Below are 11,017 nucleotides of genomic sequence, written 5' to 3'. Positions count from 1 at the left end.
CCAGAGGCGGCTCTCCTGGCCGTCGCCTCGCGGGTCGCCGCGCTGCCGGGCGTACCGGGCGGGGTGTTCGCGGTGGTGTCGGACGAGGACGTGGAGGAGATCGGGGTGGGGCGGCGGGTGGAGGTGTAGGGCTGCGGCTGGGTCGCAGCCACCGTGTTCCGGTCCCCGCGCCACGTACGTGCCGACCACATCCCGCACACCCCGCAGGCCCCGTTCCGTAGCGCTCGCAGCGGCAACTGGGCCTGTCGTAAGGTCACTTGCATGTCTGTGCGTCTTCGTATGCGTCAAGCACTTCCGGAAGCGATGCGCGCCCGTGACAAGGTCGCGGTGAGCGCCCTGCGGTCGACACTCGGGGCGCTGGACAACGCGGAGGCGGTGCCCGTGGGCGAAGCCGAACTCCGGGGTGTGGCCCTCGAACAGTCGCCGGTCGGTGCCGGCGCCACCGAAGCGGTGCGGCGCGCGCTGAGCGAGAGCGACGCGGAGAACGTCGTACGCGCCGAGGCCGCCGAACGCCTGGAGGCAGCCGCCCAGTTGACCGCCCCCGCACACGCCGACCGGGCCGCACAACTCCGTGCGGAGGCCGCGGTGCTGCTCGGCTTTCTCGACGGTCCCGGTACCGCGTAGCTCAAGCCCCCGGCAACAGGGCAACAACGAGCGCGCAACGGGTCGGCGGCGCCGCCGTGATTCGATGCGGATGGTCCCTACCGTCAGGGGTACAGGGGTACGAATAGCGACCCCGGGGCAGGGGGAGCGCTGTGCAGTGGACAGTTTCGTGGCCGTCGGTCCAACGCTTCGCGGGTGCCTTCGTCGCCTGCGCCGCCCTCGCCGCAACTTCGGGGTGTGGGCCCGCCGTTGACGCCGTCACCGGTGTCTCGGTGACCGACGACGGTCGTCTGGTCGGCGTCCTGATGGTCTGCGGACATCACCTCGACGGTGCGACCCTCTATGTCGACAGCGGCGATGTCGACAACCAGGCGACCGTCGGTTCGTGGACCGCCGCCCGGCCCCTCAAGGCCGGTCTCGCCACCTGGACCCTCGAAACGCCCGGTGCCGGATGGACCGCGACCACGCCTCTCAAGCGGCTCACCGCCAAGACCACTTACGCCCTTTACGGCTGGACCAAGGATGACTCGTGGTCGGCGATCAGCGTCTCCTTCACCCTCGCCGACCGTGACCGTCTCACGCCGGGCATGGTCCGCTACGAGGGCGACGAATCCGCGGTCACCGTTCCGGTGGCGGAGTTCAAGGCCAGGGCCTGCGAGGACGGTTACTGACCTTCGCGTCGTGTGCGACGGCGGCTGGTACGGTCAGGTAACTTCCCCGTCTACTGGGCAGGCGTGAAAAGAACCCAATATGATCTCGGCCACACAGCAAGGGAGACGCAGTGGCTGCTCAGGTCATACGGGTCCGGTTCGACGGCAACACCGACAAAAACGAGGTCAGGGCTTTGAAAGCCTGGCTGGAGCGTGAGAAGCCGCTGGAAGAACTCGTGCGCAGCGGCGACTTGCACATTGAGGAGCGGGTCCGGGAGGACACGCCCCTCGGCCAGATGGGGCCCGACTGGGAAATCGTCCTCCAAGTCGTCGAGACCTTCACCGGCGTCGTGACGCTGGCAGAACAGACGAAGCGCGCGATCGACGCCTGGCGTGCCAACCGCCGCAGGGTTGGAGAGGGAGAGCCCCCCAACCCCCGGGTCGAACCGCCACAGGACTCTGACGAGGAATAGCCGTTGCCTCTCTACGATCCGCGCGGGCAAGCGAACAGAGCACTGATCGTCGGCGTGTCCGAGTACCAATACACCAAGCCTTCCGACGGTGTGCCTGGGAATCTGCCGAGAGTGCATGAAAACCGCACCGGACTCAGGGACGCGCTGCGCCGCGGTGCGGTGTTCGGCGAAGAACAGATCACCGTGTGCTCCTCGCCCACGTCCGCCGACTTCGAGGACGCTCTGCACAGGGCCGCCCAAGACGCCAAGGGGTTGCTGTTGTTCTACTTCGCCGGGCACGGAATCCTGCCCGTCGACGGCAACAGACTGTTCCTTCAGATGCACAACGCGCGCGTGGTTCCCGGAGGGCGCAACGCGTTCCCGGGCGCCGCCGCCATCACCTATGTGCTCGACGAACTCGCCAACAGCGAAGCCGAGCGGATCGTGGTGATCCTTGACTGCTGTTACGCGGGCAACGCCGCCAGGGCTTGGCAGGAGATGGGGGACCCGCGCAAGAAGCAGAAGATCCTGCTGCTGATGAGCGTTCAGTCCAATCGCCGTATCACGGCTCAGGACGGCGGCATTGGCACACCCTTCACTCGTGAACTCGTACGACTGCTTGAACAGCAGGGGGAGTTGACACTCCACAGCCTGTATGCCGAGCTGCGTACGCGTCTGCGGATAATGACGGTCGAAGGAGGGGACCGGCAGGAGCCTCAGGCGGCGTGGGAACCGGGCATGGATGTCCTGCTGCGGCCTGACAATGCCGCCGCCCCCAACGCAACTACCGCCACCACCACCGCCGGCGGTGACGAGAGCGAGAATCCGCCGCGCCTCCCTCGTACCCCTCGCCGGATCGCGTTCACGAGCGTCGCTTGCCTTGCCCTCCTCGCCGTCGTCGGTGTTGGCGGCCGGCTCATCTGGGATTACGTACATCCTGATCCCGCTCCGATCGCACCCCTTTCACCTGCCGCCGAAGAAAACAAGAAAAGCTTTGCGCGGTTCGAAGACGCGCAAGCCGGAATAGTGGAATGGAAGGTCGGCGTGAAGAGGAACCAGCCGGGCCTGAGTGAAAAGAAAGGAGGAAAATGGATTGGCAAGGAGATCGACTACGCGAAGGTCATCCTCCATGCATTGGGTGTCAAAAAATTCAGGTTCGTAGGTGTGGGAACGGCCGCGAGAGCGCAGGAGCTGAACGATAGGCTGGTCGATATATTTATCGGAACCTATGGAATATCGCCCGAGCGGAAAAAGGGTACCCCTGGGAATCCTCCGGTGATTTTCGCCGGACCGTACTTCCAGACGAACCAAAAGATTATGCTGGAGCATTACCCAGGATCCAGGGATCCGAGCGAGGCGAGAATCCGGGGTAAGCGCAAAATAGTTTATTCCATCTATGACATTCCCAAAGATGCTCGGTTGTGCGTGGTCAAGGGGTCCAGCGCAGAAGGATATGTGGAGAGCGACAAACCGAAGTGGCTGTACGTCGATCACCCGACCGACTACAATCTGTGCGTCAACAAGCTCGACAAGATTTACGATGCGGTACTGACGGACGAAGTAATTCTGCAAAATTTCAAAAAAGGCGACAAATATTTCATCGCTGCCGACCCCTTCACCGAACCTGAACAATATGGAATCGGGCTGAAGGCCAGCAATGTCGACGTCAAGCGTGGAGTCTGCAAAAAAATGAACGCCACGCTGACTGAAAGGGACGCCATCTACAACAGCCTGGGGGGCGCAAATTACTCGCCCCCTGACCTGGACGAGTGCCGAGGCTTCCTGAAATGAGGCCCGACTGGGCGCCTTTCGCGGCCGGTCAGCGCATACGGTCGCCTGCGAGGGCGGTTCGGAACGTCTCCCAGGTGGTGGGTTGGAGGCGGAGGGGCGGGGTCGTCGGGGTCTTGGAGTCGCGTATCGCGACGGTGGCGGGGATGTTGGTGGCTATCTCGACGCACTCGGCTGCGTCGTTGCTGTAGCTGGACTTGCGGTAGTCGAAGTCAGGCACGGCTCACAGTTCCTTGCGTAGCTTGTCGAGGAACGACACCGACTCCCGTTCGTCGAAGGAGCATTCGGTGATCCTTCCGAACAACTCATCGTAGGACGCGGCAGCCTCTCCGCCCTCCACCCAGCGTTCGGCGAAGGGGGCCTCCACGTACACGACGTCCATGGCTCCCGGTTCGGCGAACGAGATGATGTTGAACGAGCCGTTGAGGCCGGCGTGAGTGCCAGCGCTGAACGGGAAGATACGCAGATTGACGCTCGGCAGTTCGGCCACCCGTACCAATTCTTCGAGCTGTCCTCTGGCTGTCAACGTGCCGCCGGGGAAGTTGCGGAGTACTGCTTCGTAGATCACTACTTGCAGGGACAACGGCGGGTCGTGACGTAGGCGGCGCTGGCGAGCGACGCGGGCCGCGACGAACTCGTCGTCCGACACGGGGCTCTTGGTCACCTGGGCCGCAGGTGTCTCCCTCAACGCCCGTACATACGCCGGAGTTTGGAGCAGTCCGGGCACGAAGGCAGGCTGCCATGCCTTGATCGTCGTCGCGGCGCTCTCCAGTGCGACGTACTCCTGCATGACGCCCGGGATGGCGAAGTCGTCCCACCAGCCCTTGGCTTTACGGCGCTCACGGTCGACCCGCGCGAGTTCCAGCAGGCCTCCCACAGCACCGGGGTCGCGGACCCCGTACAGCTCGCACAGCGCGCGGATGTCGGGGTCGCGCATGGGGACCCAGCCGCGCTCCATCTTCGTGACCTTCGTGATGGACGAGGTCAGAGCCTTGGCCGCGTGGGTCTGCGTGAGTCCCGCTGCTGTGCGCAGCTTGATGAGTTCGGTGCCCAGGCGCCGCCCCAGCACCGAGGACGTGCTGTTGCCCGACATGGGTTGATTGGCGCTCAAGTTGTACTCCTCCAGGCCTTGGTGCGCGCACAGTCTGTCGCGGCCGAGATCCGCTCTGCAACCACGAACGGATTAATTATTCCGGGACTAACTTGCCCTGATCTTGTGCCGCCTCTACCGTCGGTGACGAACCGCTCGCAGAGTGGCGCCAGTTACTAGATGGCGCAGCTCCCCCCTGCCCGAAAGCGACCGCCATGACAGAGGACGTCCCACTCCGATACGACCGCCTCGACTACACGCCCTTCCCGAAGAGCGTCACCCTCGCCCGTCGCCGGTCCCACCGTCTCCTCACCGACTGGGGCCGCCCCGAACTCGCCGACGACACCGCCCTGTTGGTCTCCGAGCTCGGCGGGAACGCCGTACTGCACGGGTGTCTTCGTGACCGTTTCTTCCGGGTCGAGCTGGCCCTCGGGGAGCGGGCCGTGCGTGTCAGCGTCTCCGACCCGCGGGGCGAATTACTGCCGAGCCCGCGCCAGGCGGCGCCCGATGAGATGTTCGGGCGGGGACTGCTGATCGTCGGTGCCGTCGCCGACCGCTGGGGCGTGACCGAGCTGACCGTCGGCAAGCTCGTCTGGTGCGAGCTGGATGTCGTACGCGGTGTGGGGCGGGTGGCGAACCAGCGGCAGTCGCACCCTGCGTCGGCGGCCGACCCCGTACCCGCCGCTGCCACCGCCACCGCCCCCGCGCGACACCGTCAGCGCCCGCCTGCGGCAGGATGGGCCTCATGAGCATCGTAAAGATCAACGTACTCACGGTCCCCGAAGAGCAGCGCGAGACGCTGGAGAAGCGGTTCGCGTCGCGGGCCGGGGCCGTCGAGGGGTCGGACGGGTTCGAGTGGTTCGAGCTGCTCCGGCCCGTCGAGGGCACCGACAGCTACCTGGTGTACACGCGGTGGCGCAGCGAGGAGGACTTCCAGGCCTGGATGGCGGGCCCCATGCAGGCAGCGCACCGACCTGCCGCCGCCGGTGGGGAGCAGCCCAAGCCCGCCGCCTCCGCATCGACCCTCTGGTCCTTCGAAGTGGTCCAGCAGGCCGCCCCCAAGCAGGACTGAGCGCGCCTGAACCCGCCCGAGCCCGCCGTCGCGGCGCGCCGAGCGACAGCAGTCGTACTCGGCGCGCTCCGGCCGGCGGAGCCGGTGGCCGGTCAGGGCATGCGCTCCGGCGGAGCCGGTGGCCGGGTCAGGGCTTGCGGCCCACCCCGCCGTGCTGGCCGATGGGCGGTGCCGTAACCCCGGACGCGCTCGGCTCCGGCCGCCACAGCGGCACCGAGACGACCCCCGGCGCCACCAGTTCGAGCCCCTCGAAGTACGCCTCGATCTGGTCCACCGGCCGCAGGAAATACGGCACCGCGCCCGTCTCGTTGTAGGCGTCCTGCGCCTGCTCGTAGTCGGGGTCCGTGCCCCGCGAGCCCTCGTTCAGGGAGAGGTAGCTGCCGGACGGCAGGCTCGCCATCAGGTCGCGGACGATGCCGCAGGCCACCGCGTGGTCCGCCACGTGGCCCAGGATGCCGCTGAGGATCAGGGCCGTCGGGCGGGTGAGGTCGAGTGTCCTGGCCGCGGCCTCCAGGATGCGGCCGGTGTCGTACAGCTCGGCGTCCACGTAGTCCGTCGCGCCCTCGGGCGTCGAGGTGAGGAGCGCTCGGGCGTGGGTCAGGACCAGTGGGTCGTGGTCCACGTACACGATGCGCGCGTCGGGGGCGACCGACTGGGCGACCTCGTGCGTGTTGTCCACCGTCGGCAGGCCCGTGCCGACGTCGAGGAACTGGCGGATGCCCGCCTCCCCGGCCAGGTGGCGGATCGACCGGCCCAGGAACGCGCGGCTGCTGCGCGCGATCGTGACGATGCCGGGGAAGACGGCGGTGTACGCGTCGCCGGCCGCCTCGTCCACGGGGTAGTTGTCCTTGCCGCCCAGCCAGTAGTTCCAGATACGGGCGGAGTGCGGGACCGAGGTGTCGATTCGCTGTTCGGATCGCTGTTCGGGCTCGAACTCGGACTCGGGCATGGGGGATCGTCTCCTCGGTCGCAGCGGACGCGTTCGTACAGGGTTCAACTTAAGGCCCAAGGCCCACGATACGGATATGCGTCCCGCTTCGCCGCGTCGGCGAGCAACATGTCGTCGGGCAGCCTGACGGCGAGCAACATGTCGTCGGGCAACCTGACAGCGAGCGACCTGACGGCTGGCAACACGAGGGCGGGCAACATGACGGCCGCCCCGGAGAACCTTCCCGGGACGGCCATCAGTCACCACCTGCACATCTCCTGCTCGGCGGCGTTCCCGCCGAGCAGCCCCGCTCAGCCCACCGACACCGCACTCCACGCGGCAGCCACAGCCGCGGACTCCGCGCTGTTCGCCCCGTACAGATCACGCGCCGCGTTCAGGGTGGCCGTGCGCGCGCCCGCGTAGTTCGTCGAGGACGTCATGTACGTGGTCAGCGCCTTGTACCAGATCGCGCCCAGCTTGGACCGGCCGATGCCCGCGACCGTCGAGCCGTTGCACGTAGGGGAGTTGTAGCTGACGCCGTTCACCGTCTTGGCGCCGCTGCCCTCCGCCAGGAGGTACGCGAAGTGGTTCGCCACGCCCGAGGAGTAGTGGACGTCCAGGTTCCCGGTGGCCGTGCTCCAGCAGTTGGCGGAGTTCCCGTCCTTCGACGGCTGGTCCATGAAGCGCAGGGCAGGCTTGCCGAAGCCCGGCTTCACGATCTTCTCGCCGATCAAGTAGTCGCCGACATCGGAGGAGTTGGCCGCGTTGAACTCCACCAGTGTGCCGAAGATGTCCGACGTCGCCTCGTTGAGGCCGCCCGACTCGCCCGAGTACGCCAGGTTGGCCGTCGACGACGTCACGCCGTGGGTCATCTCGTGGCCGGCCACGTCCAGCGAGACCAGCGGGCCGAACACGTTGCCGTCACCGTCGCCGTACGTCATGCAGAAGCAACTGTCGTCCCAGAAGGCATTGTTGTAGTTGTTGCCGTAGTGCACGCGGTTGAACGAGCCGGCCCCGTTGCCCTTGATGCCGTTGCGCCCGAACGTCTTCTTGTAGTAGTCCCAGGTCTCGTTGGTGCCGTACTGCGCGTCCACCGCCGCCGAGGAACGGTCGGCCGTCGCACCCGTGCCCCAGTGGTTGTCCGCGTCGGTGAAGAGCGTCGCGGGGGCGCGGACGATGCAGATACCGAAGATGCACAGGTCGGTGCCGTTCGCGGCGTCGCCGGTGTACGTGTTGCCGCGGGTCGGATCCTTGAGCTGGTTCGTCGATCCGGAGACCGTCGTCTCCAGCGGAACCGTGCCGCTGTAAAGGGACTTGCCGTCGCCCGTCGCCGTCTCGATGCTGTCCCAGGCGTCGATCTGGCCGCCCGTGCGCGCGTCGGTGACCACGGTCCGGCCGACCGGGTTGCCCGCCCGGTCCAGGGCGACCACGTTCGTCTCCCAGGCGAGCTTCGGGGCGCCGTGCAGGGCGTCAACCACCAACTGGGGCTTGGAGGTTATGTTCTTGAGCGCCTGGCCCCGGTTCACCGAGCGCAGCGCCGAGGCCGCCAGGCCGGCGGCCTTCGGGGCCGACACCGATGGGCTGATCGTGGACAGTGACACCGGGCGGGTCGTGGCGCGGCTCGCGCTCCGGTAGGCGCCGCCCGGCTTCAGGTGGATCACGAAGTCGCCGCCCAGAACCGGGAGTTGACGGTACGTTCGGTCGTAGCGGACGTGCTGGCTGCCGTCCTTGTCGATGACGACGTCCCGGACCTTGGTGCCCTGTGCGGAGGTCAGGCCCAGGTACGCGGCCTGGTCCGTGAGTGCCGTGACCGCGTTCCTGATCGCGGTGTCCCTGGTTGGCAGGTCAGCTGCGCCGGCGGTGGGGGAGAGCGCTGCGGCAAGCAGGACGGCGGTGACGGCGGCCGTGCCGGCTGCGGCGAGACGGGGGGATGTCATCGGTCTCCTTGGGGTGAAGACAGCTTTGATCGCTCAGATTTAAAGGTGCATGACATGTCGTGTCCATAGTGCGGACGACGTCATCTCGAATTGCAGCGCAATCGTTTTCCCGCCCCCGGGGCGACGTGTGACGGTTGTGTGAACTCACTGTCAACCGGGGCGAGTTGTCGCATTCATCACAAGAGCAACATGAGTCATCAGTATTAGCTTTCAAGTTCTACGGTAATGATTGGGCCATGAGTGACCGGAAAGCACTTCCCCCCGCCGGTTCCCGACAACACTTACGCGACAGCAGCTCTCCAACCCGCCGTCCACCCCAACGGCCGTCACTGTCCGACCTGTTGAGCCTCGTCAGAGCCCCGGCCGCGCTGAGCGTCCCCGGCGACATCCTGGCGGGCGCGACCGCGGCGGGCCGTCCCCTCGGCCCTCGGACGGTCGGCGCGATGGCTTCCTCCGTCTGTCTCTACTGGGCCGGCATGGCCCTCAACGACTACGCCGACGCCGCCGTCGACTCGGTCGAGAGGCCCGCCCGTCCGGTGCCCTCCGGCCGGGTGCCGCGCCGGACCGCGCTGGCCGTCGCCACCGGCCTCACCGGCGCCGGCCTCGGCCTCGCCGCGGTGTCGGGCGGCAGACGGGGACTCGCGGTCGCCCTGCCCCTGACGGCGCTCGTCTGGGCGTACGACCTGAAGCTGAAGTCGACTCCGGCAGGTCCGGCGGCGATGGCGGGCGCACGCGCTCTCGACGTACTGGCGGGCGCGGTGGCCGGCGGCGGCAGCCCCCCGTGGCACGCGTCCCGCAAGGGTGGAACGGCCGCCTCGCTGGCTCGCGGCGCCGCACCCGCCCTCCTCACCGGGGTGCACACCTACACGATCACCGCCCTCAGCCGCCACGAGATCTCCGGCGCCCCGGCCCGACTGCCCGCCACGACGCTCGCCGTGTCATCGGCCACGGCACTGTCGACGGTGCTGCCTTCCGTACTGCCTTCCGTACTGTCCTCTGTGCTTCCCCGTGTACTCCCCTCCCGGCCCGCGGTTCTGGCCGGTGGCCCGCCCCGGCGTGCCCGGACCCGCGCGGAGAACGCCCGAACCGCCGTCGCCTCGGCCGGAGTTGTCGCCTACCTCGGGACGTACGGCCTGGCCCAGGCACGGGCCGTACACGATCCGCGCGCGAGTTCCGTACGGCGTGCGGTGGGGGCGGGCATCCTCGCGATGGTCCCCTTGCAGGCGGCGCTCACGGCGCGCGCCGGAGCGCCCGTCGCCGCCGCGCTCCTGGGCACCCTGCACCCGGTGGCGCGGAGCCTGGCGAGGCGGGTGTCCCCGACATGAGGCCCGACATGAGCCCTGACATGAGGCCCGATACGGGCCCCGGCATGATCGGCGCCATGAGCATGAGCTGTGCCGTGAGCCAGGTCATGAATTGTGCGACGTGTGCGATGTGTGCGACGGAAGGCGGACTATGGGCCTGAGATTCGGCTACGGCACCAACGGATTCACCCACCACCGTCTCTCCGACGTCCTCGGCGTCCTCGCCGACCTGGGCTACGACGGCGTCGCTCTCACCCTCGACCACAACCACCTCGACCCGTACGCCGACGACCTGAACCACCAAGTCACCCGCCTTCGGCAGCAGTTGACGCGGCTCGGGCTGACCGTTACGGTCGAGACAGGGGCGCCCTACTTCCTCGACCCCTGGGGCAAGCATCAGCCGACCCTGATGTCCGGCCAACCGGAACGCCGCGTCGACCTGCTGCGGCGCGCCATCCGCATCGCCGCCGAACTCGGCTCGCCCAGCGTCCAGTTGTGCAGCGGGCCGGCCCCGGACGACATCCCGGAGACACAGGCCTGGCAGCGGCTGGCCGCGGGCGTCGGCGCGGCGCTGGAGACGGCGGAGACATACGGGGTCGCGCTGGCCTTCGAACCCGAGCCGCACATGTTCGTCGACACGGTCGCGAAGTGTCTGAGACTGCGCGAACTCCTCGGCGGACCCGAGCTGTTCGGCGTCACCCTGGACATCGGACACGCCCACTGCGTGGAGGAGCCGAGCCTGCTCGACTGTGTCGAACTGGCGGCGCCGCACCTGCTGAACGTCCAGATCGAGGACATGATCCGAGGGGTCCACCAACATCTGGAGTTCGGCGCCGGTGAGATCGACTTCCCGCCGGTACTGGCGGCGCTGACCGACCTCGGCCATGACGGCCTGGTGTCCGTCGAGATCCAGGGCGGCGCCCTGGACGCCCCCGACATCGCCCGCGGCTCCCTGGAGTTCCTGCGCCGGGCCGAGGCGCGGAGCGTGCTCGCTCCTTGAGCCTGCTCACCCCTGAGCCTGCTCACACCCCGTGACTGCTCACTCCCTGAGCCTGCCGTCTCACCATCCGGCCACGAGAATCCCGCGACCCCTGACCGCTTCCGGCATTCCGCTTCCGGCATTCCGGGTCCGGTCGGCCGGCCGGCCTTCCCCGGCCTTCCCTCGGCCTACCCCCTTCCGGCTCCGGCCCTGC

12 protein-coding genes are annotated in these 11,017 nt (G+C 67.6%); 8 read left to right on the top strand and 4 right to left on the bottom strand.

All coding sequences use genetic code 11. The features are described 5' to 3' along the window. Positions 1-303: 303 nt before the first annotated feature. From AOK08_RS24035 to AOK08_RS24020, 4 genes are all read left to right on the top strand, one after another. Complete coding sequence (locus AOK08_RS24035) at positions 304-624, top strand: hypothetical protein (RefSeq protein WP_055529701.1); 321 nt, start codon at positions 304-306, stop codon at positions 622-624. Between the two features lie 131 nt (positions 625-755). Then, entirely contained in the window at positions 756-1,274 is a 519-nt protein-coding gene (locus AOK08_RS24030) for a hypothetical protein (protein ID WP_241827065.1), read from the top strand. A 110-nt stretch (positions 1,275-1,384) separates the two neighbouring features. Beyond that, positions 1,385-1,726: an effector-associated constant component EACC1 gene (locus AOK08_RS24025; protein ID WP_055529698.1), complete on the top strand. Its 342-nt coding sequence runs from the start codon at positions 1,385-1,387 to the stop codon at positions 1,724-1,726. A 3-nt stretch (positions 1,727-1,729) separates the two neighbouring features. Continuing rightward, positions 1,730-3,496 carry a caspase family protein gene (locus AOK08_RS24020; RefSeq protein ID WP_079054237.1) on the top strand — a complete coding sequence of 589 codons (1,767 nt, stop codon included), beginning with the start codon at positions 1,730-1,732 and terminating at the stop codon, positions 3,494-3,496. Between the two features lie 28 nt (positions 3,497-3,524). On the opposite strand, the gene AOK08_RS24015 is transcribed toward AOK08_RS24020, so the two are convergent. Both AOK08_RS24015 and AOK08_RS24010 read right to left on the bottom strand, forming a co-directional pair. Continuing rightward, positions 3,525-3,713, bottom strand: coding sequence for a DUF397 domain-containing protein (locus AOK08_RS24015; protein WP_055529694.1), 189 nt, complete (start codon positions 3,711-3,713; stop codon positions 3,525-3,527). A 3-nt stretch (positions 3,714-3,716) separates the two neighbouring features. Then, the gene (locus AOK08_RS24010) at positions 3,717-4,604 is read right to left on the bottom strand and encodes a helix-turn-helix domain-containing protein (protein WP_079054236.1); all 888 of its coding nucleotides are present in this window, start codon (positions 4,602-4,604) and stop codon (positions 3,717-3,719) included. Between the two features lie 194 nt (positions 4,605-4,798). On the opposite strand from AOK08_RS24010, the gene AOK08_RS24005 reads away from it, so the two are divergent. Both AOK08_RS24005 and AOK08_RS24000 read left to right on the top strand, forming a co-directional pair. Beyond that, a complete protein-coding gene (locus tag AOK08_RS24005) occupies positions 4,799-5,332 on the top strand; it encodes an ATP-binding protein (RefSeq protein WP_063794120.1) in 534 nt (177 codons plus the stop codon). Beyond that, on the top strand, positions 5,329-5,655 hold the full coding sequence (locus AOK08_RS24000) for an antibiotic biosynthesis monooxygenase family protein (RefSeq protein WP_055529690.1): 327 nt from the start codon (positions 5,329-5,331) through the stop codon (positions 5,653-5,655). Before AOK08_RS24005 ends, AOK08_RS24000 begins: the two co-directional genes overlap by 4 nt. Before the next feature lie 127 nt (positions 5,656-5,782). On the opposite strand, the gene AOK08_RS23995 is transcribed toward AOK08_RS24000, so the two are convergent. Together AOK08_RS23995 and AOK08_RS23985 are read right to left on the bottom strand one after the other, a co-directional pair. Further along, positions 5,783-6,604: an SAM-dependent methyltransferase gene (locus AOK08_RS23995; protein ID WP_055529688.1), complete on the bottom strand. Its 822-nt coding sequence runs from the start codon at positions 6,602-6,604 to the stop codon at positions 5,783-5,785. 290 nt (positions 6,605-6,894) lie between these two features. Beyond that, positions 6,895-8,520, bottom strand: coding sequence for a M4 family metallopeptidase (locus AOK08_RS23985; RefSeq protein ID WP_055529686.1), 1,626 nt, complete (start codon positions 8,518-8,520; stop codon positions 6,895-6,897). Between the two features lie 341 nt (positions 8,521-8,861). Here AOK08_RS23985 and AOK08_RS23980 point away from each other — a divergent pair, with 341 nt between their 5' ends. Further along, positions 8,862-9,845, top strand: a complete 984-nt coding sequence (locus AOK08_RS23980; RefSeq protein ID WP_198539355.1) for an SCO3242 family prenyltransferase — start codon at positions 8,862-8,864, stop codon at positions 9,843-9,845. 130 nt (positions 9,846-9,975) lie between these two features. After that, a complete protein-coding gene (locus AOK08_RS23975) occupies positions 9,976-10,824 on the top strand; it encodes a sugar phosphate isomerase/epimerase family protein (RefSeq protein WP_055529685.1) in 849 nt (282 codons plus the stop codon). Positions 10,825-11,017: the final 193 nt, after the last annotated feature.

This window comes from Streptomyces graminilatus (assembly GCF_001418565.1).
Classification (GTDB): Bacteria; Actinomycetota; Actinomycetes; order Streptomycetales; family Streptomycetaceae; genus Streptomyces; species Streptomyces graminilatus.
Note: the sequence above shows the minus strand (reverse complement) of the source record. Positions and strands in the feature narration are given on the sequence as shown.